This is a genomic window from Polaribacter sp., from assembly GCF_039939415.1.
In the GTDB taxonomy this organism is placed as follows: Bacteria; Bacteroidota; Bacteroidia; order Flavobacteriales; family Flavobacteriaceae; genus Polaribacter.
Map to the genome: position 1 here is coordinate 121,523 of NZ_JBDVJE010000080.1, position 21,671 is coordinate 143,193.

The 21,671-nt window shown below is 29.2% G+C and carries 20 protein-coding genes; 8 read left to right on the forward strand and 12 right to left on the reverse strand.

The window, feature by feature from the left end; genetic code table 11:
• Nucleotides 1-26 precede the first annotated feature (26 nt).
• Together glpQ and ABJG40_RS13615 are read left to right on the forward strand one after the other, a co-directional pair.
• On the forward strand, nucleotides 27-1,001 hold the full coding sequence (glpQ, locus tag ABJG40_RS13610; protein WP_348025136.1) for a glycerophosphodiester phosphodiesterase: 975 nt from the start codon (nucleotides 27-29) through the stop codon (nucleotides 999-1,001).
• A gap of 143 nt (nucleotides 1,002-1,144) precedes the next feature.
• Nucleotides 1,145-1,675, forward strand: coding sequence for a hypothetical protein (locus ABJG40_RS13615; RefSeq protein WP_348025137.1), 531 nt, complete (start codon nucleotides 1,145-1,147; stop codon nucleotides 1,673-1,675).
• Nucleotides 1,676-1,684: 9 nt separating this feature from the next.
• Here ABJG40_RS13615 and ABJG40_RS13620 read toward each other — a convergent pair whose 3' ends face one another.
• From ABJG40_RS13620 to aspS, 4 genes are read right to left on the reverse strand one after another with little or no spacing between them, the layout of a single operon-like run.
• Complete coding sequence (locus ABJG40_RS13620) at nucleotides 1,685-2,311, reverse strand: hypothetical protein (protein WP_348025138.1); 627 nt, start codon at nucleotides 2,309-2,311, stop codon at nucleotides 1,685-1,687.
• A 9-nt stretch (nucleotides 2,312-2,320) separates the two neighbouring features.
• Nucleotides 2,321-4,102 carry a chloride channel protein gene (locus ABJG40_RS13625; RefSeq protein ID WP_348025139.1) on the reverse strand — a complete coding sequence of 594 codons (1,782 nt, stop codon included), beginning with the start codon at nucleotides 4,100-4,102 and terminating at the stop codon, nucleotides 2,321-2,323.
• Between the two features lie 2 nt (nucleotides 4,103-4,104).
• The gene (locus ABJG40_RS13630; protein WP_348025140.1) at nucleotides 4,105-4,809 is read right to left on the reverse strand and encodes a DUF6503 family protein; all 705 of its coding nucleotides are present in this window, start codon (nucleotides 4,807-4,809) and stop codon (nucleotides 4,105-4,107) included.
• Nucleotides 4,810-4,855: 46 nt separating this feature from the next.
• Complete coding sequence (gene aspS / locus ABJG40_RS13635) at nucleotides 4,856-6,610, reverse strand: aspartate--tRNA ligase (protein WP_348025141.1); 1,755 nt, start codon at nucleotides 6,608-6,610, stop codon at nucleotides 4,856-4,858.
• A 207-nt stretch (nucleotides 6,611-6,817) separates the two neighbouring features.
• On the opposite strand from aspS, the gene rsmI reads away from it, so the two are divergent.
• Nucleotides 6,818-7,489 carry a 16S rRNA (cytidine(1402)-2'-O)-methyltransferase gene (rsmI, locus tag ABJG40_RS13640; RefSeq protein WP_348025142.1) on the forward strand — a complete coding sequence of 224 codons (672 nt, stop codon included), beginning with the start codon at nucleotides 6,818-6,820 and terminating at the stop codon, nucleotides 7,487-7,489.
• 84 nt (nucleotides 7,490-7,573) lie between these two features.
• On the opposite strand, the gene ABJG40_RS13645 is transcribed toward rsmI, so the two are convergent.
• The 4 genes from ABJG40_RS13645 to ABJG40_RS13660 all read right to left on the reverse strand — a co-directional run bounded on the left by ABJG40_RS13645 (nucleotide 7,574) and on the right by ABJG40_RS13660 (nucleotide 9,070).
• On the reverse strand, nucleotides 7,574-7,768 hold the full coding sequence (locus ABJG40_RS13645) for a helix-turn-helix transcriptional regulator (protein ID WP_348025143.1): 195 nt from the start codon (nucleotides 7,766-7,768) through the stop codon (nucleotides 7,574-7,576).
• Nucleotides 7,769-8,260, reverse strand: a complete 492-nt coding sequence (locus ABJG40_RS13650; protein ID WP_348025144.1) for a hypothetical protein — start codon at nucleotides 8,258-8,260, stop codon at nucleotides 7,769-7,771.
• A 12-nt stretch (nucleotides 8,261-8,272) separates the two neighbouring features.
• Complete coding sequence (locus ABJG40_RS13655) at nucleotides 8,273-8,719, reverse strand: hypothetical protein (protein ID WP_348025145.1); 447 nt, start codon at nucleotides 8,717-8,719, stop codon at nucleotides 8,273-8,275.
• A 189-nt stretch (nucleotides 8,720-8,908) separates the two neighbouring features.
• A complete protein-coding gene (locus tag ABJG40_RS13660; protein ID WP_348025146.1) occupies nucleotides 8,909-9,070 on the reverse strand; it encodes a hypothetical protein in 162 nt (53 codons plus the stop codon).
• 163 nt (nucleotides 9,071-9,233) lie between these two features.
• Here ABJG40_RS13660 and ABJG40_RS13665 point away from each other — a divergent pair, with 163 nt between their 5' ends.
• On the forward strand, nucleotides 9,234-9,578 hold the full coding sequence (locus ABJG40_RS13665; RefSeq protein WP_348025147.1) for a HopJ type III effector protein: 345 nt from the start codon (nucleotides 9,234-9,236) through the stop codon (nucleotides 9,576-9,578).
• Nucleotides 9,579-9,648: 70 nt separating this feature from the next.
• On the opposite strand, the gene ABJG40_RS13670 is transcribed toward ABJG40_RS13665, so the two are convergent.
• Complete coding sequence (locus tag ABJG40_RS13670) at nucleotides 9,649-10,251, reverse strand: carboxymuconolactone decarboxylase family protein (RefSeq protein ID WP_348025148.1); 603 nt, start codon at nucleotides 10,249-10,251, stop codon at nucleotides 9,649-9,651.
• 68 nt (nucleotides 10,252-10,319) lie between these two features.
• Between ABJG40_RS13670 and ABJG40_RS13675 the strand changes: the two genes are divergently transcribed.
• Both ABJG40_RS13675 and ABJG40_RS13680 read left to right on the forward strand, forming a co-directional pair.
• Nucleotides 10,320-11,330, forward strand: coding sequence for a dipeptide epimerase (locus tag ABJG40_RS13675; RefSeq protein ID WP_348025149.1), 1,011 nt, complete (start codon nucleotides 10,320-10,322; stop codon nucleotides 11,328-11,330).
• Nucleotides 11,331-11,332: 2 nt separating this feature from the next.
• Complete coding sequence (locus tag ABJG40_RS13680) at nucleotides 11,333-12,352, forward strand: aminotransferase class I/II-fold pyridoxal phosphate-dependent enzyme (RefSeq protein ID WP_348025150.1); 1,020 nt, start codon at nucleotides 11,333-11,335, stop codon at nucleotides 12,350-12,352.
• 63 nt (nucleotides 12,353-12,415) lie between these two features.
• Here ABJG40_RS13680 and ABJG40_RS13685 read toward each other — a convergent pair whose 3' ends face one another.
• The 3 genes from ABJG40_RS13685 to ABJG40_RS13695 form a co-directional block, all read right to left on the reverse strand.
• Complete coding sequence (locus ABJG40_RS13685; protein WP_348025151.1) at nucleotides 12,416-13,897, reverse strand: SusD/RagB family nutrient-binding outer membrane lipoprotein; 1,482 nt, start codon at nucleotides 13,895-13,897, stop codon at nucleotides 12,416-12,418.
• A gap of 10 nt (nucleotides 13,898-13,907) precedes the next feature.
• Complete coding sequence (locus tag ABJG40_RS13690) at nucleotides 13,908-17,033, reverse strand: SusC/RagA family TonB-linked outer membrane protein (protein WP_348025152.1); 3,126 nt, start codon at nucleotides 17,031-17,033, stop codon at nucleotides 13,908-13,910.
• Between the two features lie 153 nt (nucleotides 17,034-17,186).
• The gene (locus ABJG40_RS13695) at nucleotides 17,187-19,367 is read right to left on the reverse strand and encodes a T9SS type B sorting domain-containing protein (protein WP_348025153.1); all 2,181 of its coding nucleotides are present in this window, start codon (nucleotides 19,365-19,367) and stop codon (nucleotides 17,187-17,189) included.
• 94 nt (nucleotides 19,368-19,461) lie between these two features.
• Between ABJG40_RS13695 and ABJG40_RS13700 the strand changes: the two genes are divergently transcribed.
• Both ABJG40_RS13700 and recJ read left to right on the forward strand, forming a co-directional pair.
• The gene (locus tag ABJG40_RS13700; protein WP_348025154.1) at nucleotides 19,462-19,887 is read left to right on the forward strand and encodes an OsmC family protein; all 426 of its coding nucleotides are present in this window, start codon (nucleotides 19,462-19,464) and stop codon (nucleotides 19,885-19,887) included.
• 54 nt (nucleotides 19,888-19,941) lie between these two features.
• The gene (recJ, locus tag ABJG40_RS13705) at nucleotides 19,942-21,627 is read left to right on the forward strand and encodes a single-stranded-DNA-specific exonuclease RecJ (protein WP_348025155.1); all 1,686 of its coding nucleotides are present in this window, start codon (nucleotides 19,942-19,944) and stop codon (nucleotides 21,625-21,627) included.
• Nucleotides 21,628-21,671: the final 44 nt, after the last annotated feature.

A 21,671-nucleotide genomic window follows, 5' to 3' on the forward strand; every position in this document is an offset into this window, starting at 1 on the left:
ATCTTTAAAATCTAAATTTGATTAAAATGAAATCAATTTTATTATTTTTGATAGGTTTGTTGTCTATTTCTAATAACGCTCAAATAAAAGAATCTTACATGAGTACAAAAATTGTTGTTGCACACAGAGGTGCTTCGGGTTATTTACCAGAACATACTTTAGAATCTAAAGCTATGGCACATGCAATGAACCCTCATTTTATTGAACAAGATTTAGTTTTGAGTAAAGACAATGTACCTATTGTAATTCATGATATTTATTTAGATGATGTTACTGATGTTGCATTAAAATTTCCTAAAAGAAATAGACAAGACAATCGATTTTATGTAATCGATTTTACTTTTGATGAGTTAAAAACACTACAAGTTACAGAACGTTTTCATCCAAAAACAGGAGAACAGGTATATAAAAGTCGTTTTCCGAAAGGAAAAGGAAACTTTAAACTTCATTCATTACAAGAAGAGTTAGAGTTAATTCTAGGGTTAAATAAAAGTGCAGGAAAAAATATTGGAATTTATCCTGAAATTAAAGAACCGGGTTTTCATATTAAAGAAGGAAAAAAATTAACAGAAATTGTATTAAAAATTTTGTTTGATTTTGGATACAAAACAAAAAAAGACAATTGTGTTTTGCAATGTTTTGATGCCAAAGAATTAGAAAGAATAAGAACCGAATTAAAATCGGAATTATTTTTAGTTCAGCTAACAGAATTTGATAAAGACGTTAAAAATTTAGAATATATAGCTTCTTTTGCAGACGGAATAGGACCTTGGTACAAACAAATTTTAGATAAAAAAGTAAATGATAAGTGGCAGTTTACATCTTTAGTTTCTGATGCTCATAAGTTGGGCTTAAAAGTGCATACTTATACTTTTAGGGCAGATGCTTTTGATGGTTTTTCTTCTTTTGAAGAAATGATGCAAACTTTGTTAATAGATGTAAATGTAGATGGGGCTTTTACAGATTTTCCTGATTTGGTGGTTAATTTCTTAGAAAAATAACGTTTTTTAAAAAACTTTAGCTCTTGTTTTTATTATTTCAATAAAATTACCCTTGTTTTTTTACGAATAGTTAATCATAATTTTCTTGTAAAATATTTGCAAGTAGAAAGACTTAGTCTAAATTTGATTATATTTTCTACCCTATGAAATTGAAACAATATCTTATAACTCAACAAAACAATAGATTAGAAATTTTTAAACCAGATAAACAACAAACTTTATTTAGTTCTTTTTGGTTTATGGAGTTTGGTAAAACGCTTGCAGAAATATTTGATGCAAATGAAAAACTAGTATATACTGTTACCAAAAAATTTAAGTTTTGGAGATTGAGAATGGTGTATTTAATTGCTAGAAACGTTGGGAATGAAACAATTTTAATATCACAAAATACTAGAAATACTGTTTTTAAAGTTGAGTTATTATCTGGTAGTTATGAAATTAAAGTGCACTATAAAAAGAAAAAATCTATTTATAAAGACAACATTAAAATTGCTGAAATAGATGAATCTTTTTCTGATGGAAAAAAAATTAAACTTTTAGCCTTAGATGATAGTAAAATAAATGTAATCTTTCTATTATACAGTTGCTTGCAAATAGGTGAAAATGAATTATCAACTAAAACTATAATGAAAAGTCAAAAGAAATTAGAAGTAAATGAAGATCCTTGGTTTTAAGAAAGGGTTTTAAATTTCTTTAATTTGTGGTAGAAACTGTAATAAAAATAACATCAAAAATAAGATAGCAAGAGAAATAATTAGTGGCAACCAAATTTGTTTCTTCCTATATTTTAAATTCTTACCTAAATGTTTGTTCCAAAAAAATTCTACTAAGACAGCATAGCCAATAAGGTTGAAAATGAGCGTCATAAAAAATGATTTAGGTAGTATGTCTAAAATAATAGCAGAAAAAATAGTATAAACAATTCCAAAAACAAGCACTTGAATTCTTGCTTTTGGTTTATTCATTTCTTTTAAATTTTTCATTAGTAAAATAGCACCAAAAATAGTTGTAAAAAAAATGGTAAAACCTTGAATTGTTTTTTTAGAATATAAAAAAGGTTGTTCTAAATCTTCAAAAGGGCTCTCATTTTCTTCTAATGGTTTGCTTATAGTATTACTACTTACAATATCTATTTCAATTGGTGTTTCTATATAGTTAGATTCAGATTTTTCAATTAAATTTCTGTTTTCTAATTCCCAAATAACTGCTTGTATAGCGTGTTCTGTATAGTTATTTTTTTTATCAAGAATTTCTTCTAACTCAGCATCAGATTTTAAACGCATATTGTTAGTAAAACTATTTGTTCTCATATTATATTATTAAGAAGTAACTTCTACTAATTTATTTCTATATGCTGTTAATAATTTAGATTTTGAGATAAAACCTTTGTAGATTCCGTCTTTTACAACTGGTAAATTCCAAGCACCACTTATTTTAAATTTATGCATTACTTGTTCTACAGAATCTGTTTCATGAATAATTTCTGGGGCAGCTTTCATAAATGAATTAATAGTAACACTTTTGTACATTTCTGTATCAAACATTACAGGTCTAATATCATCTAACAATACAATTCCTAAAAATTGTTTTTTTTCATTTAAAACAGGAAAAATATTTCTTTTAGATTTTGCTACTGCTTTTTTTAACATTTCTCCCAACAGCATTTCAGGATTAACAGACTTAAAGTTCGTTTCTATAAGGCTATCAATTTGCATCATCATCATTACATTTTTATCTTTATTATGCGTAATGAGTTCTCCTCTTTGTGCCAATTTATAGGTGTAAATAGAGTTAGAAACAAAATATTTAGTAATAGAAAAAGAGATTGCCGCTACTAACATTAAGGGTACAAATAAATCATAACCACCAGTAATTTCTGCTATTAAAAAAATGGCTGTAAGAGGTGCATGTAAAACACCTGCCATTAAGCCTGTCATACCTATTAAAGTAAAATTAGCTTCAGAAACCTGAAAACCTAAACCCATATTATTAATAATTTTTCCAAAGGCGTTTCCAAGTGCACTACCCATTACTAAAGTAGGAATAAATATTCCACCAACTCCACCTGCAGCAAAAGTTGTACTCATAGCTATGGCTTTAAAAAGAGTAATTAGTATTAATAGACTAATTACTATCCAAATATTATCTGGGTCAAAATTAAAAGGGGTATTCCCAATAGCAGCAATGTGGTTTCCTTTTAATAAATTGTTAATTAAACCATAACCTTCACCATATAAAGACGGCATTAAAAAAAGAATAAAAGCAATGATAACACTACCAAATATTAACCTTACAAAACGTTTTTCAAATTGATAAAAAAACTTTCTAATAGCAAAATATACAACTGAAAAATATACAGAAACGATTCCTGTAAAAACAGCAAAAATTGCATAAAAACCGATTTCACTTATTTCGAATTTATCATTCAATTCAAAACCTAATAATACGTCAGAACCTAAAAAAAGGTATGAGGTTACTATAGCAGAAACAGATGCTAATAAAAGAGGTATTAAAGAAACAAAAGCAATATCTAAACTAAAAACTTCTAGCGCAAAAACAATACCTGCAATTGGGGCTTTAAACATAGAAGACATTGCTCCTGCAGTGGCACAACCAATTAAAAGCATTCTTGTTTTTGTACTCATATGAAACAACCTAGAAGTATACGAAGCTAAAGCTGTACCTGCGCTAACAGCTGGTCCTTGTAACCCAACTGAACCACCAAAACCTACAGTAATAGGAGCTGTTAATAAAGATGCATACATATTGTATTTAGGAATAATTCCTTTTTTCTTAGAAATGGCATAAAGTGTTGTAGAAATACCATGGCCTATATGTTTTTTTAACCAAGTTTTTTTTACGATTACAACTATTAATAAACCTATTATTGGAAAAACATAATAGTATGAGTTTTTAGAATTTTCTAGGAAATCTACAGATAATAAAAGTTGAATGTAGTGGGTAATGTTTTTAAGAGTTACTGTGCCTAAACCAGCTAAAAAACCAACCAAAACACTTAGTATATATACAAATTGTCGTTCAGAAATATTTCTATATCTCCAAATTAATATTTTCTTAAATATTTTTTTACTTGATGGCATTATTATTTTGCATGTAAAATATCTGTACCTAAATAGCCATTATCTTTATTATAATACCAAGCTCTATTTTTTGGCATTTTAACCTCATTTATGGTTTCTAAACCAGAAAGTAAAATATATTCTCCACTATCTTTTGTTGCTTTAAAAAATTGATATACTTCCATTGCATACGTTTCTGGATTGAAATAAAAATACCAAGTGTCTTTACCTACTTCTTTATTGTAAGTTGCTTTTAACACCAAATAATCTTTACCTTTAAAGTTCTTATTATCTACTTTTTGATGAATAATTGTACCTTCATCTTTCAACTTCATTGGCAAACCATACAAATAAGTATAATAGTTTTTATACAATTTTGCACGTTCTTCTGTTAATCTGTATTTTTTCTTTATCATTTCTGATGGATTTTTATCTCCATTTAAAGAAGCAGTTATCTTGTTTTCATCAAGAATATATTCTGTTGTTATAGTATCTTTTTTAGCGGTAACAGAAAAATATTCTTTAGGTAAATCAATAGTTATTTTACTTTCTCTTGGAGCTCCTTTAGGTGTTTTCATCGTTACAAAAAGAGTTCCTTTAAAAGTAGCCCAATTGTTATTTGGATCGTGAAAGTTGATTGATTTTTCTAATAATTCATCACCCGTAAGTTCTTGAGAAAATGAAATGAATGCCGTAAAAAGTAATAAAAGTGTCGTAATTTTTTTCATACTCTAAATTTAATAAAAAATCCCGCTTTTGCGGGATTTAATTTTATTATGATTGAATATCAAGCTTTAAGCTTAATTCTTTTAGTTGATCGTCATCTACAAATGCAGGTGCATCAATCATTACATCTCGTCCAGAATTGTTCTTTGGAAATGCAATAAAATCTCTAATTGTTTCTTGTCCGCCTAAAATAGCAACCAATCTATCCAATCCAAAAGCCAAACCTCCATGAGGTGGCGCTCCGTATTCAAAAGCATCCATTAAGAAACCAAATTGTGCTTTTGCTTCTTCTTCAGAAAAACCTAAATGTTTTAACATTGTTGCTTGTATTTGTTTGTCATGTATTCTTATAGAACCTCCACCGATTTCATTTCCGTTCAACACCAAATCGTACGCATTTGCTTTTACTTCTCCTGGTTTAGAATCTAACAATTCTAACTGACCTGGTTTTGGTGATGTAAAAGGGTGGTGCATTGCATGGTAATGACCTGTTTCTTCATCTAATTCTAATAAAGGGAAATCGATAACCCAAAGTGGCGCAAAAACTTTAGGATCTCTTAATCCTAAACGTTCTGCCAACTCCATACGTAAAGCAGACATTTGTGCTCTTACTTTATTAGTATCACCAGATAAAACACACACTAAATCACCAGGTTTTGCTCCTGTAATTGCTGCCCATTTTGCTAAATCTTCTTGATCGTAGAATTTATCTACAGAAGATTTAAATGTTCCGTCTTCATTTACACGCGCGTAAATCATCCCTAAAGCACCAACTTGCGGACGTTTTACCCATTTAATAATATTATCTATTTCTTTTCTTGTGTATGCATTTCCATCAGGAACCGCAATACCAATTACTAATTCAGCCGAATTAAATACGCCAAAATCTTTATGTTGTGTAACTGCATTTAACTCGCCAAACTCCATTCCAAAACGGATATCTGGTTTGTCATTTCCATACAAACGCATTGCATCGTCATATAACATTCTAGGAAATTTCTCTACCTCAACATTATTCACTTCTTTTAATAAGTGACGCGTTAATCCTTCAAAAATATTTAAAATATCTTCTTGTTCTACAAACGCCATTTCACAGTCAATCTGTGTAAATTCTGGTTGTCTGTCTGCACGTAAATCTTCGTCTCTAAAACATTTTACAATCTGAAAATATTTATCCATTCCACCAACCATCAACAGTTGTTTAAATGTTTGTGGAGATTGAGGTAAGGCATAAAACTGACCTTCATTCATACGAGAAGGCACTACAAAATCTCTTGCACCTTCTGGTGTAGATTTTATTAAATATGGCGTTTCTACTTCTATAAATTCTTGATCAGACAAATATTTTCTTACTTCCATTGCCACTTTATGACGGAAAATTAAACTGTCTTTTACAGGATTTCTACGGATATCTAAATATCTATATTTCATTCTGATGTCTTCTCCACCATCCGTTTTATCTTCAATTGTAAAAGGAGGTAATTTTGCAGCATTTAAAATTTCTAATTTAGAAACCAATACTTCTACATCTCCTGTAGCAATATTTTTATTTTTAGATTCGCGCTCAATTACAGTACCCGTTACTTGTATTACAAACTCTCTACCAAGAGATTTTGCTTTGTCCATCATTTCTTTAGGCGTACGATCTTCATCAAAAATAAGTTGAGTGATTCCGTATCTATCACGTAAATCTACCCAAACCATAAATCCTTTATCACGTGATTTTTGTACCCAACCCGATAAGGTTACTTCTGTATTTATGTGTGATGCTCTTAACTCACCACAAGAATGACTTCTATACATTTCTTTTGAAAATTTAAGCTGCAAAATTAAACATTTTCTATTTAATATTTGTTTTTTGGGCGTTCATTTCTTCTCAGAAATGCCCCGCTTTTCGCACTCGCTTTTTTTATTCAGAAAAAGAATAAAAAAGAGCTCAAACAAATGCTACAATCGGTAACGCAGAATCCGTCTTATTCTTTGTAAATTTGCAGCATAAGCATTTTTTACATGAGCAAATTATATTTAGTACCAACGCCAATTGGTAATTTAGAAGACATCACTTTTAGAGCAATTCGTATTTTAAAAGAAGTAGATTTTATTTTAGCAGAAGACACACGTACAAGTGGTAAACTTTTAAAACATTTTGAAATTGCTACGCAAATGCATAGCCACCATATGCATAATGAGCATAAATCTGTAAAAGGTGTTGTGCAAAGAATACAAAACGGAGAAACCTGTGCATTAATTTCTGATGCAGGAACTCCTGCAATTTCTGATCCTGGATTTTTACTAACTAGAGCTTGTGTAGAAAATGATGTTGAGGTTGAGTGTTTGCCTGGTGCAACTGCTTTTGTACCTGCTTTGGTAAACTCTGGCTTGCCGAATGACAAGTTTGTTTTTGAAGGTTTTTTACCTGTTAAAAAAGGAAGACAAACACGTTTATTACTTTTAGCCGAAGAAAAAAGAACCATGATTTTTTATGAATCTCCTCATAAATTGGTAAAAACTTTAGGGCATTTTGTAGAGTATTTTGGTGGAGACAGAAAAGTGTCTGTTTCTAGAGAATTGACAAAAATGTTTGAAGAAACTAAAAGAGGAACCGCAACAGAAGTCTTAGAATATTACACTGCAAAACCTCCAAAAGGTGAAATTGTAGTAATTGTTGAAGGGAGAAAATAGGTTATAAAATTAAGCTAGAAATAAATTCTACAACTTTTATAATGCAATAAATAATTATTTTAATCATAAGTTTAAGATTTGTAATTATTCTTCAATATCAAATAGGTATTCTACAGTAACATTAAAAAAACGAGCCATTTTTATAGCTAATGTTACAGATGGGTTAAACTTGTTTTTTTCGATTGCATAAATAGTTTGTCTAGAAACACCAACTTTTTCAGCTAAATCTCCTTGAGTTAAATTATGTCTTGCACGTTCTACTTTTATTAAGTTTTTCATTTAGTAAACACGTTTTTTTAATGCGAAAATTATTAGATAAGACAATAGATATAATGTAATAAAAATATTTAAACTAAATTTTAAGTTTTCAAAAAATGAATATAAACCCAATGCAGCAAATAAAACTAACACAGAAGTAAGCTGATAAGATTCTAAACGTAATTTATTTATATAATCATCTTCAATTTTTTCTTTTGCAAGAATATAAATAATCATTCCTAAAAGTATAGACACATCAAATAAATGTATACTATTACTTCCTAAGACTTTTTCAATAAAAAAAGGTTTGAAATTAAGTGTTTTAATTTCTTTAGTTTCAGAAGATTTTCTAAAAAGAGATTTAGACTCTGTACGCGTTGAATTATAACCATCATTATAGCCTTTACAAAAACTTTCTCTACTATCAACATAACTAAAGTTGATAACAATCGATAAAAAGAATATAATCAATCCTACTTTTTTACACCAATTTGGTAACATTTTAATTTTCATAAAGCTATTTTTTTAGTAAATACGTTTCTTAATGGCAAAAATGATTAAATAAAATATTAGGAACAGATTAGTTAAAGAATCTATATCAAAACTTATATTTCCTGATATTAAATAAATTATAATTATTGAGACCAAACCAATTAGTGAGGTTAATTGAAATGATTCTAAACGCAAAATATTTATATAATCATCTTCTATTTTTTCTTTTGAAAACATATAGATAAACATTCCAATAATAACAATAACTCCATCTAAATCAAGATTTTCATTATTAGGAGTTATTAATTCTAAATCTTGTTTTTTTACTTGTGAGGATTCAGACTTAATAACCGAGTTAGATTGATAAGGACTACAATCTTCAACACTATTCCAACCTTTAATACCAGAAGTGATAATACCTATTATAAAAACAGCTAATCCTAACTTTTTACACCAATTTGGTAACATTTTAATTTTCATAATGCTATTATTTTTATACAAATGTAAATAAAACTTTACATTATACAAATAAAAGATAACTATTTATTTTTTTGAGTAAATAGTTGATAATAAATTATTCATTATAGTTTAACTCTAAATGTCTTGCAGAGTTTGTTAAAGCATAATTTGATAAATATTTAGATTTAAAAAAGATGATCTTCTAAAAACTTAGGCTAACATTTGTTTTTCAGACTCTTTAACTTCTTCTAAAGTTGAGTTTGGGAACAACCTCTTGTATTGCCAAAGTTTAATTAATTCACCTAATTTCAGGGTTTTACAAAGTCTTAAGGTTAATGTTGAAAATGCTGTTATTATTAAATATGTCTCCATAATATTGATTCTATATTGTTAAGATGTTATTTAGATTTTAATTATCTTGACTTTTGAAACCTTTTATATCACATTATAAATGTCCTGAAAATTATAATGAAATAAGATGACAAAAAAGTTAAATATTTTTTGTGTTAAATTTGTAGTCATTTAAAAGAACAAAATGACAATTCAAGAATTCAAAACAAAACTAAAATCAAATCCAACAGCAATTAATTTTGCAGATACCATGCAAGTAATTGAAGATAATTACAATTTTACTCCAATTACTTTTACAAATGGAGAACTCAAGAATAATACAGGAGAAAATTCTGGTTCTTGTAAATTATTCGCTTTTGCGAAACTTGAAAGCTTAACCCAAGAAGAAACTTTATTTTGTTTTGGCGAACATTACAAAAATGTTTTAGAAGATGTAAATGGAGATTCTCATCAAAATATTAGAAACTTTATAAAAACAGGGTTCAATGGTTTGTCTTTTAATGGAGAAGCTTTAGAATTAAATAGCTAATATAGAAGAATATATTTTAACAAAAAACCTCATTATTATTAATGAGGTTTTTTATTATTTTTAAAACATTTTAATACTTAGAACCATCATGTTTACCAACCTCAAAACCATGTTTTCCTAAAAACTGATTTCCGCTATCAATAGCATCTTTTTCTAAAGTTGTTCCCATAGAATCATTCCATCTATTTAAATAACCAAAGAGAGAAATTACACCTAACATTTCTACAATTTCTCCTTCATCCCAATATTTATAAAGTTCGGTTTTAATTTCTGCATTAACAGCATTTGGCACTATAGATGCTGCTAAAGAAAAGTCTAATGCAGCTCTTTCTGCATCAGAAAATGCTGGGTGGGTTTTGTATTCCCAAATATTATCTAATTGTTCTTGTTCTGCTCCATAACGTTCTGCAGCTCTAATGGCGTGCGCTTGACAATATCTACAACCTGTTGCATTACTAGAAACCCAAGCAATCATTCTTTTTAAGGCAGAAGTTACTTTACCTTCATTTGCCATTACAGCTTTATTTAAATTGATAAAAGCTTTAGAAATTGCTGGTCTACGTTGCATTGTTAATACAGAATTAGGACAAAACCCAAGAGTTTCATTAAAAAATTCTGCTAATTTTTTGGTTTCTAAATCGTGTTCTGCTTCTAGCGGAGTTACTAATGCCATATTTTATGATTTTATATTTATAATGAGTTTTATTTTTTTATAACTTTACGATAAATATAATCCAAAAAATGGAAATTAAACTACATTCTTTTAATCTAGAGTTAAAACATACTTTTACTATTTCTAGAGAATCTCACGATTTTCAACCTTCATTAATTGTAGAACTAATTTCTGATGGAATTTCTGGATTTGGCGAAGCAACTTCTAATCCATATTATAACATTACAGTAGATAATATGATGAAAATTATTTTAGAAAATAAATCTAAAATAACATCTTTATCTAAAGAAGAACCAATAATTTTTTGGAAAAAACTACAACCTATATTTAAAGATAATATGTTTGCATTATGTGCATTAGATATGGCTTTTAATGATTTAAATGCTCGTAAAAAAGGAAAGAAATTATACGAAATTTGGAATTTAAAGGTTGATAAAAATCCGATGACAGATTATACTATTGGTATTGATTCTGTAGAAAAAATGGTTACCAAAATGAAAGAATTACCTTGGCCAATTTATAAAATAAAGTTAGGTACAAAAAATGATATAGAAATAGTAAAAGAGCTTAGAAAACATTCTGATGCCATTTTTAGAATTGATGCAAATTGCGGATGGACAGCTGATGAAGCAATTGAAAATTCTTACAAGTTAAAAGAATTAGGAGTAGAGTTTTTAGAACAACCTTTAAAAGCAGATGATATTGAAGGTGCTAAAAAGTTATATAAAAATTCTGCTTTGCCAATTATTGCTGATGAAAGTTGTATTGTAGAAAGTGATGTAGAAAAATGTGCAGGTTTGTTTCATGGTATAAATGTAAAACTTACAAAATGTGGAGGTTTAACTCCAGGAAAGAGAATGTTAGAAAAAGCAAAATCTTTAGGCATGAAAACAATGGTGGGTTGTATGACAGAATCTACAGTGGGTATTTCTGCAATTGCACATTTATTACCACTTTTAGATTATGTAGATATGGATGGAGGTTTGTTACTTAAAAAAGATATTGCAAAAGGAATTACAATAAAAGACGGAGTAATTTCTTATGCTGATAAAAATGGAATAGGAGTTTCTTTGTTATAATTATGCAACTAGAAAAAGCACCTAATACAACAGTATTTTTAAACGAAAAAAAATATCTATATTTTAGCGGAACTTCTTACTTAGGAGTGGCTTTTTTACCAGAATTTCAAGAATTGGTTTTTAAAGCAATTCATAAATGGGGCACTTCTTACGGAAGTTCTAGAAGTGCCAATATAAAACTATCCATTTATGAGAAAGGAGAAACTTTTTTAGCACAATTTTTAAATACGGAAACAGCAGTAACGGTTTCTTCTGGAACTTTAGCTGGGCATTTTGCAATAAAAAAACTAACGATTCTTGTTGATGCTTTTTATTATATGCCAAAAACACATCCTGCAATTTTACCAGAAAATGCTTTACCAGTTTTTGATGAATTAGAATTGCATCACTCTTTAAAATTATTGAAAAACAAAAAGATAAGTATTGTTATGGATGCAATTGCTGCATTTGAAACAAAACCATTTTCTTTAGAATTTTTAGATGAAATAGATGATTCTAATACTATTTATTTAGTGATAGATGAATCTCATAGTTTTGGTGTTTTAGGTACTAATGGAAACGGAATTTCATCATCAATTTTAAAAAAAGAAAATATAAATGTAATTATTGTTGCTTCTTTAGGAAAAGCTTTCGGTATTAACGGAGGTGTTATAGCTGGAGATTTAAGCTTTATAAACCTCATCAAAAAAGACAATCTTTTTATTGGTTGTGCAGGTATGAGTCCTGCTTTTTTAGAAGTTTTTTTAAATGCACAAGAAATTTATAAAAGCCAACTAATAAAACTGAAAAATAATATTGATTATGTTTTTAAAGAATTAAAAGATAATTCTACAATAACTATTGATAAAACATATCCTGTTTTCTTTCATTCTGATGAAAAAATAGATCAAATCTTATTTGATAAAAATATTTTAATTACTTCTTTTTATTACGCAACAAGTACTAAAAAATTTAATAGAATTGTTTTAAATGCAAACCATAGTGAAGAACAATTAGATTTTTTGATAAAATTGTTGAAATAAAAAAAGGTTTTAACACTTTTGTTAAAACCTTTTTTTAATGATTCAATTTATTAATAAAAAAACTTATTCTTCCCACCAGACTTTAGTTACGGGTGTTTTTTCGTTAGCCTCTACATTATCTTTATTTCTATTAAACTCAGTAGTAGGATATGTTGCTCTTCTAAACCATTCACCTGCATAATCCCCGTCAGTATCAATTTCTTCACGAATTTTTAATCCTTTAAAAACATCATCAGAAAAATTATATCTTCTAAAATCCACAAAAGTTTCAGGATTTAAAAAGTTATGAATGTATTTTTCTTTCATAATATGTTTCAACATTAATCCTGCTTCCCCAACAGCTATTGCTCCATCTGCCATATAATCTGTACCTATTGCAGAATATTTGCTCATACTTGCAGTAATACCATCCATATATGCAGTGTATGCTACTGTAGTAGAACCTGTGCTTGTAGAAGTTCCTCCATTAGATAAAAATGCAGCTTCTGCTTTTATAAACATAGCCTCTGCATAACTAATTAATAATAAAGGAGAATCGATACTTGTATAGTAGCCGTTTGCTGCAAAACCAGTATTACCATTGGTAACTCCATCTGGAGATAATCCACCTCCACCGCTTACATAGCCTTTCCATACTGTTGTACCATCATTTTCTGCAAATTTTGGTAACCTAGGATCAATTGTTAATAATCCACTTTGAAAAGGGAAATAATCTCCATTCATACTGCTAATAAATTGATTAGCTATGTCGTTATGAAAATTACCTGTTGCTTTTGCTAAAACTTCTACTGAGTACCAAGGATTAATATTTTTATCGGTATAAAACATTTGAAAATCATCTTCATTTGAAGTAAATCCGTTTGCTATTGTTGTTAAAACTTCATCTGCCGTTATAGTACCTTTATTTACCAAGTGTAATTGATATCGTGCTTTAATTGTATAAGCGGCTCTTAACCATTTATCCATGTCACCATCATATATTAAATCTTCGCTACCTATAAATATTCCTGAACTATCTGTACTTTTTAAAGCAGCAATTGCATCATCTAGTAATCTAAAAATTTCTATATAGATAGATTCTTGTGTATCAAATTTAGGGAAAAGAATTTCTTGTCCAAAAGTAGCTTCTGAATATGGAATATTATTCCAAGTATCTGTTGCTATTCCTAAATTAATTGCTGTTAAAATATCAGCAATTGCCGAAAAATGAATTGCTCCTTTTTCTTCAGCTTTTTCTTTAATTGTTTTAATATTAGGTAAAATATATAAATATACTTGAGACCACAAACCACTTGCAGTTGTTTGACCAGAAGCTGTACCACCTTGTCCTACAAAATTCTGTACGTAATTCCCAAAAGTTAATTCAGCAGAACGTTGTCCCTCTAATGTGCTATGAATAATTGGTGCTAATAAATCATTCATTCTTAGCTCTTCTACATCTGCTGTTCCAGATGGTGTATTTACTTCAAAATAACTATCGTTACAAGCTGTTACACTAAATATTAGTGTTAATGCTATTATTGTTTTTATTATTGTTTTTTTCATTATATTTTTTTTAAAGTCCTAATTTAACTCCTAATGAATAACTCTCGCTAATTGGTGTACTTAAACCAGTAAACCCATAAACGTTTGAGCCAGCACTATATTGATTTCCTTCAGGGTCATAACCTTCATAAGGTGTCCATAACAAAATGTTATTTGCATTTGCAGAAATAGATAAATTATTAATATTTAGTTTATCTAATACAGAACTATTAACATTATAAGTTATGCCAATTGTTCTTAATTTTACCCAAGAAGCATCTTGTACTAAAACTTCTGAAGCTCTATTGTAGTCATAAGAACTTCTATAATAATTTTGATCGATATAAGTTTCTGTAGTATTTGTTACAAACCCACCATTTCCATCGTCCATAACTCCTTCTAGAACAGTTGTTACATCTCTAAATTCGGTAACTTTTAAAATACCGTTTCTTATAGAATTTCTTCTTCCAGAATCATATAAATCTCCTCCTTTTTTCCATTCTAATAAAAAGTTTAAATTAAAACCTTTGTATGAAAAACTATTTGATAAAGAGGCAATAAAATCTGGGAAAGCATTTCCTACTACAACCTTCTCTGATGTAATTATTTCAGGTTTACCATCTGCATCAATGTAGCGTTCTCCATTTTCATATCTCCATTTGTAACCATATAACGTTCCCATTTTATCTCCATCTCTAATCTCAGAAGTTACTCCTGCCCAACCTGAATCAGCAAAAATTAAACTTTCGATGTCTTCTGGTAAACTTAAAACTTCCCCTTCATTAGTAGACCAGTTTAATACGGTTTCCCATTTAAAGTTTTCGTTTTTAATAATATCTCCTGAAAGGGAGAACTCATGACCAGATGTTTGAAAATCTCCGGCATTTCTTACAATGCCTGATAGACCTGTAGAATATGCTGTACCAACAGTAAATATTTGGTTTTTAATTCTTGTTTTGTAATATGAATAATCTAATCTAATTCTATTATTAAAAAACCTAAAGTCTCCACCAAGTTCAAAAGATTGATTACTTTCTGGAATCATATCTGTATCTCCTAATCTAGTACTTGCTCTATAACCTCCAGCACCATCAAAAGGGAAATCTCCATCAGCAACAAAATAATGACCTACTTGACCAAATAAAGGTCCTTTACCTACTTCGGCCCATGAAGCTCTTAGTTTTGCAAAAGATAAAATATCACGATCTTCGGTTATTAAATCTTTAATATCATATGCTAAACTTACAGAGGGATAAAAGAAAGATCTGTTTTCTTTTGGTAATGTTGAAACCCAATCATTTCTTCCTGTAACAGTTAAGAATAACTTATTTTTATAATCAACAACTAGTTCTCCAAAAACACCTAAGTTTCTTAAATGTGTAATACTATTTCCTGCAAATGTATTAATTGTATTAGCTAAATCATTAATCCCTGGAACATTTAAAGTCTCTCCTCTAATAAATGAATAATCTCTTTTTGAGTCTGAGATTTGATTTCCTAAAGTAAGTGTTGTTGAAATATCTTCTGTCCAATCTTTATTTAAACTTACTAATAAATTAGACTCTAAACCTGTAAAATTAATATTTTGATCTACAATAAAACCACCTACTTGAGAACCAGCATCTAGTTCTGGTACCATAAAACGATTTCTTTTATCAGAATAATTATCTATTTGAGCAGAATAAGTAACATTAATCCAATCTTTAGGAACCCAGTTAAAGGTAACATTACCAACCCAACGATTTACATCATCTTTTAAGGGGCTTTTTTCTAAGAAATATCTTGGGTTGTCAATTACACCAAATGTATAATTACGTTGAGATCCATCAGCATTTTGATAATCATTTATTGGAAAAGTTCCTGAATAATAAGATAAAGAACTAAAAACAGATTTATCTCCTCCGTTTGCTCTATTACCTCCTGCTTTAGTATAAGCAACAGATGAACTAACCTTAAGGTTTTCTTTTAATTGATAAGATCCTTTCATTCTTATAGTTGTTCTGTCATATCCTGTATTTGGTAAAACACCATCTTCAGAATTATCTCCAATAGAAAAGTAATAATCCATTTTATCATTAGCACCACTAATATTAAAATTTACACTTGTGTTTATTCCTGTTCTAAATAAATCATAAGGACTATAAAATTTATCTTTTGTTAAATCAACAGTGTCACTTCCAATAACTATAGAATCATCTGAGTATTTAGGTCCCCAAGAATAAAATACGGTTCCTCCCAATCTAGTAAAACCTGTATCAGTATCCGGAGTATATAATCCTCTTGGTACACCACTAAATCCTTCTCTATATGTTGTTTGAAGCTCTGGTGTTTTTGTTATTTTTCTAAAAGTTGTTGAAGTAGAAATTCCAATTTTTGCTTTTCCTTGTTTTCCTCTTTTTGTGGTAATAATAATTGCTCCATTAGAAGCTCTTACTCCATATAAGGCTGATGCTGCAGCACCTTTTAAAACACTAAAACTTTCTATATCTTCTGGGTTAATATCAGAACCTCTATTAGAAAAAGAGAATTGTTCTGAACTACTTGGAGAATTTGAGCCAGCACTTGGTAAAACACTTCCAGAAAAAGTGTCATTATTTAAAGCCAATCCATCAACAATTATAAGTGGTTGATTATTTCTATCGGGGTTTACTGAAGTAACACCTCTAATTAGTATATCTAAACCACCACCTGATGCTCCAGAAGATTGACTAATCTGTACACCTGCAATACGTCCTTGTAATGCAGAAATTGCACTTGTTTGACCTTTGAGTTCTATATCTTCTGACTTTACTTGTTGTACTGAATACCCTAAAGATCTCTCTTCTTTTTTTATCCCAAAAGCAGTTACGACTACTTCGTCTAGTAGACTTGCATCTTCTTCAAGTATTACATTTAATAAAGAGTTTCTGACTAATATCTCTTTTGATTTATAGCCAAGGTAGGAGAAAATTAATGTGTCTCCTTTTTTTGCTTTAATGGAATAAATTCCATCAAAATTTGTACTTGTACCATTATTAGTACCTTTAATTAGGACACTTACTCCTAACAATTCTCCCGAAACATCTGATACCTTACCACTGATACTTATTGTTTGGGAAAATAAATTTAATGTAGCAAGTAAGAACCCGAAAGTAAAAACAAGTAGTTTTTTATTCATAATTTAATTTTTTAAATTAATAATGCATTAAATCTATAAAAAATTCAACAAATCTCTATAATCAATGCATTATAAATAACGATTCTAAATAAAAATAAATTATTCAATAATAAAAAAAACTACACCTAAATATAGACATATTGTTAATAGTTTTTATTTGTGAATTAAACCTATACTTCCTTTTTTTTCAACAACTCTACCATTTATATCATTTAAAACTACTCTAAACCAATAAGTGTTAGAAGGTAATGTTTTTCCTTGGTATTTTCCATCCCAGCCTTCAGAAGAAGCATCTAGTTGATATAATAAAACCCCAAATCTGTTGTAAATAGAAATTTCTGCAATTGTAAATTGATTTGAAATAAATCCATCAATTTTCCAAATATCATTTTTACCATCACCATTTGGGCTAAAAAATTTAGGAAACGCTAAAATTGAAAACTGATAAGGAATTGTGCCGCACCCATTTATATCTTTTACAAATAATGTATGTAATCCTGTTTCAATTTTTTCAAAAAGACTAGCTTCTATATAGGTCCCAAATTCATCATCTAAAGAAAATTCGTAATCTCCTTTTCCTAAATTATTATTAATAATCTGAATAGAGTTATTTTCAGAATCATCAACTAATATCACATCATTTGTGGTAATTGTTGCTATCCCAGAATTTTTTACTTCAATTTGTTGCTCAACAGATTCACAACCAGCATTAGAAATTGCTTTTACAGAGTAATTTCCAGTATTAGAAACTATCCTTGAAGATGATGAGCCAGGAATAACAGTATTTCCATTTTTCCAAACGTAAGTGTAATTATCTAAAGCATTTGTTGTTTCTAGAGTAATGTTGCCAATATTTTCACATAAATAATAAGTGCTTTGTGCTAAATCAAACATAGGTATTGTATTATCTACTATTGCTTTTATTTCAGTTCTAGTTATAGAAGTACAACCAGAAATATCAGCCTCAACAAAATAAGAAGTTGATGTATTTAAAACAGGAGTTTTAAAATTATTTCCTGTAAACAATAATTTTGTACTTGTTAAAGTTTCATACCAGTTTACATTTCCTGCAGAAGCAGAAGCACTTAGATTTGCGGATCCAGAACAAATTAAACCTTCTGTAACACTTGTAATAGTAGGTGTTTGGTTTACAGTTATATTTACTGCAGTTCTTTTAGAATTTAAACAACCATTTACAGAAACTGCTGCATAATATGTTTTATTTGAAGTTAAAAAAGGAGTTGTAAAATTATTACCTGATATTGGTAAAGGAGTTCCTCCTGTTAAGTTTTCAAACCATAAAATTGTGCCTTCATTAGCAGTTGCAGAAATTGTAGTTATTCCAGAATCACAGATTGTAGCTGAAGTGGTCGTTGTAATTTCTGGAATATAAATTCTAGTACTTGCAACAATATTTAATTTTGGGTCTCCAGGAACACCATATTCTACAATATACCCTTTAGCTACATATAAATTTGTTCCGCCTTCATTTGGTAAATCATTCCATGCTCCTTCTATTCCAATTGAAGGATCTGTAATATGAGCATAATGTTCTCCATTAGCATTTCTTCCTCTAAAATTATTAGGTTCATTATTGTTCCAGAAAGAAAAATTAGGAGTAGTCCCATTTACTTCACCATTCCAAAAAACAATACCAGCTTCAGGGCCAGTTACCCATTTCCAAACACCTTCAGTTTCTTCATCAGAGCCACCAATCCAACCAGCTCCAGAAGCTTGCTTTCCAGCAAAAGCTGCCTCTTCTATACTTGTTAAAGTAGCTAAATATCCTTGTCTATTATAATAAGTTCTGTTTTCAGCTGCAATTTTTGCATCTTTCCAAGTTATACCATTAAGAGATACAAATTCATAAAAATGATCTGTAGATGGCAAATAATTAGCATTATCAATTGTTAAGGAAAAGGTTTTTTCTGTAATAATATTATTAGAAGTTGTTGAAAAAACTACATTTCTAACAGCATTTTCTATATCTGTAAGTAGAATATCACTATTTCCAGAAGAAGGTTTTAGAGATAATTTTCCTTCTACATCATTCCAACTAGCATCAATATTTGGGTGGTTTCCTATAAGTTCTAAAAGATCAAAATTAACTTGATAACCTGATGAAATTTGAATAAAAAATGAATCAATTGTAGTGTCATCTATATCTGTAAGCGAAAAATCTGTTACTATATTTATAGAGCTTCCAGTACAAAAAGCTTGATTTCCTTGGGCTGAAACTACAGGAGGTTCATCTGTTTGTGCATAAAAAAATGAATGCATCATTAAAAATAAAACAAAAAAATAGCGATAAATATGTTTTTGATATTTGTTCATTTTTACAATTAACTTCTTGAGGTTTTCTTACTTTTGTATTTGAAGCACAATTTACAGTTTTCAATTTTACAAATTCTATAAAAAATCATTAAATATGGCAACAAATATTGTAACAACTACTTGGAAAGAAAATATGCAATTTGAATCTGATAATCCTAGTGGATTAAATCTTTTTATGGATGCAGGTGAAGAAAGTGGAGGTAAAGGAGAAGGATATAGACCCAAAGCTTTAATGTTATCTTCTTTAGCAGGTTGCTCTGGGTTAGATGTTGTTTCTTTATTAAAGAAAATGCATGCAGAAGTTGCTGATTTTAAGATTGAAATTACTGCAGAATTAACAGATGAACATCCAAAATTTTACAATAAAGTAAAAGTTGATTATCATTTTTCTGATGCAGAATTACAACCAAAAAAAATACAGAAAGCTGTTAATCTTTCTGTTACAAAGTATTGTGGTGTTATGGAAATGTTTAGACAGTTTGCTGAGGTAGAAATTGAAATTTTCTTACACGAATTATAAAATTTGAGTTTTTCAATCACATTTTTGTACCTTAACTCCAAAAAGTAAATTGCTATGAGATGGACGTTAAAGCCACCACCTGAAAAAGAAAAAGTGCAAAAATTAGCAGAAGAACTTCAAGTAGATAAAACAATAGCTTCCATACTTTGTCAAAGAAATATTGAAACTTTTGAAGCTGCAAAAAAGTTTTTTAGACCGAGTTTAGAAGATATTCATGATCCTTTTTTAATGAAAGACATGGATTTGGCGGTAGAAAGAATTGAAACAGCTATTGCAAATAACGAAAATGTTTTAGTTTTTGGTGATTATGATGTAGATGGTACAACCGCTGTTTCTTTAGTTTCTTCGTATTTAAAAACAATTCACCCAAATATAGCAACGTATATTCCTGATAGATATGCAGAAGGTTATGGTGTTTCTTATCTAGGAATCGATTTTGCGCATGACAATGATTTTTCATTAATTATTGCTCTTGATTGCGGAATAAAAGCGATTGAAAAAGTTGCTTATGCAAATGAAAAAAATATTGATTTTATTATTTGCGATCACCATAAACCTGGACTCGAAATTCCAAAAGCGGTTGCTGTTTTAAATGCAAAACAAGAAGATTGTAAGTATCCTTTTGATGAGCTTTGTGGTTGTGGAGTTGGTTTTAAACTAATTCAAGCTTTGGGTTCTAAAAGAAATCAAACTATTCAAGATTTTATACCGTATTTAGATTTGGTTGCTACTGCAATTGCTGCAGATATTGTACCTATGAATGGCGAAAATAGAGTTTTAGCTTATCATGGTTTACTAGTCATCAATCAAAATCCTAGAAACGGAATTAAAGCACTAATTCATCAATCTAAAAAGAAAGAATTAACAATTACAGATGTTGTTTTTACAATTGCGCCAAGAATAAATGCTGCAGGAAGAATGAAACATGGTAATTATGCTGTAGAATTATTAACAGAAATGGATTTTGAAACCGCTGTTGATTTTGCTGCTTCTATAGAAATTTTTAATGCAGATAGAAAAGAGTTAGATAAACGAATTACAGATGAAGCTCTGATTCAGATTATAGATAATGAAGAAGAAAATCGTTTTTCATCTGTAGTTTATCAAGAAGATTGGCACAAAGGTGTTATTGGTATTGTAGCTTCTAGATTGATAGAAAAATATTACAGACCAACACTTGTTTTTACCAAAAGTGGCGATAAATTAGCTGCTTCAGCTCGTTCTGTAAAAGATTTTGATGTCTATAATGCATTAGAGGCTTGTAGCGAATTTATAGAACAATTTGGCGGACATAAATATGCTGCTGGTTTAACTCTATTACCAGAAAATTATGAGAATTTTAAAAATAAGTTTGAAGAAGTTGTTGCTAAAACTATTGATAAAGATTTGTTAACTCCTGAAGTTTCTATTGATGCAGAAATCGATTTGTCAGAAATTACACCTAAGTTTTTTAGAATTATTCAGCAAATGGCACCTTTTGGACCTCAGAATATGAGGCCTGTTTTTAAAACTACTAGTATAAGAGATAATGGTTATGGAAAACAAGTAGGTACAGATAAAACGCATTTAAAACTCAATGTTTTTCAGGGTGATAATAAACAAACTTTTAACGCTATTGGTTTTGGTTTAGGTGATAAAATGGAGTTTGTACAAAATGATTTCGATATTGTTTATGGTTTAGATGAAAATGAGTGGAATGGTAGAAAAACAATTCAATTATTGTTGAAGGATTTGAAGTAGTTTCTTTTAATTAATAGCTTCAAGTATTCACATAAAAAACCCAC

Coding starts and splice junctions, on each gene's coding strand:
- glpQ (WP_348025136.1), top strand. CDS start 27: ATGAAATCAATTTTATTATTTTTGATAGGTTTGTTGTCTATTTCTAAT.
- ABJG40_RS13615 (WP_348025137.1), top strand. CDS start 1,145: ATGAAATTGAAACAATATCTTATAACTCAACAAAACAATAGATTAGAA.
- ABJG40_RS13620 (WP_348025138.1), bottom strand. CDS start 2,311: ATGAGAACAAATAGTTTTACTAACAATATGCGTTTAAAATCTGATGCT.
- ABJG40_RS13625 (WP_348025139.1), bottom strand. CDS start 4,102: ATGCCATCAAGTAAAAAAATATTTAAGAAAATATTAATTTGGAGATAT.
- ABJG40_RS13630 (WP_348025140.1), bottom strand. CDS start 4,809: ATGAAAAAAATTACGACACTTTTATTACTTTTTACGGCATTCATTTCA.
- aspS (WP_348025141.1), bottom strand. CDS start 6,610: ATGTATAGAAGTCATTCTTGTGGTGAGTTAAGAGCATCACACATAAAT.
- rsmI (WP_348025142.1), top strand. CDS start 6,818: ATGAGCAAATTATATTTAGTACCAACGCCAATTGGTAATTTAGAAGAC.
- ABJG40_RS13645 (WP_348025143.1), bottom strand. CDS start 7,768: ATGAAAAACTTAATAAAAGTAGAACGTGCAAGACATAATTTAACTCAA.
- ABJG40_RS13650 (WP_348025144.1), bottom strand. CDS start 8,260: ATGAAAATTAAAATGTTACCAAATTGGTGTAAAAAAGTAGGATTGATT.
- ABJG40_RS13655 (WP_348025145.1), bottom strand. CDS start 8,719: ATGAAAATTAAAATGTTACCAAATTGGTGTAAAAAGTTAGGATTAGCT.
- ABJG40_RS13660 (WP_348025146.1), bottom strand. CDS start 9,070: ATGGAGACATATTTAATAATAACAGCATTTTCAACATTAACCTTAAGA.
- ABJG40_RS13665 (WP_348025147.1), top strand. CDS start 9,234: ATGACAATTCAAGAATTCAAAACAAAACTAAAATCAAATCCAACAGCA.
- ABJG40_RS13670 (WP_348025148.1), bottom strand. CDS start 10,251: ATGGCATTAGTAACTCCGCTAGAAGCAGAACACGATTTAGAAACCAAA.
- ABJG40_RS13675 (WP_348025149.1), top strand. CDS start 10,320: ATGGAAATTAAACTACATTCTTTTAATCTAGAGTTAAAACATACTTTT.
- ABJG40_RS13680 (WP_348025150.1), top strand. CDS start 11,333: ATGCAACTAGAAAAAGCACCTAATACAACAGTATTTTTAAACGAAAAA.
- ABJG40_RS13685 (WP_348025151.1), bottom strand. CDS start 13,897: ATGAAAAAAACAATAATAAAAACAATAATAGCATTAACACTAATATTT.
- ABJG40_RS13690 (WP_348025152.1), bottom strand. CDS start 17,033: ATGAATAAAAAACTACTTGTTTTTACTTTCGGGTTCTTACTTGCTACA.
- ABJG40_RS13695 (WP_348025153.1), bottom strand. CDS start 19,367: ATGAACAAATATCAAAAACATATTTATCGCTATTTTTTTGTTTTATTT.
- ABJG40_RS13700 (WP_348025154.1), top strand. CDS start 19,462: ATGGCAACAAATATTGTAACAACTACTTGGAAAGAAAATATGCAATTT.
- recJ (WP_348025155.1), top strand. CDS start 19,942: ATGAGATGGACGTTAAAGCCACCACCTGAAAAAGAAAAAGTGCAAAAA.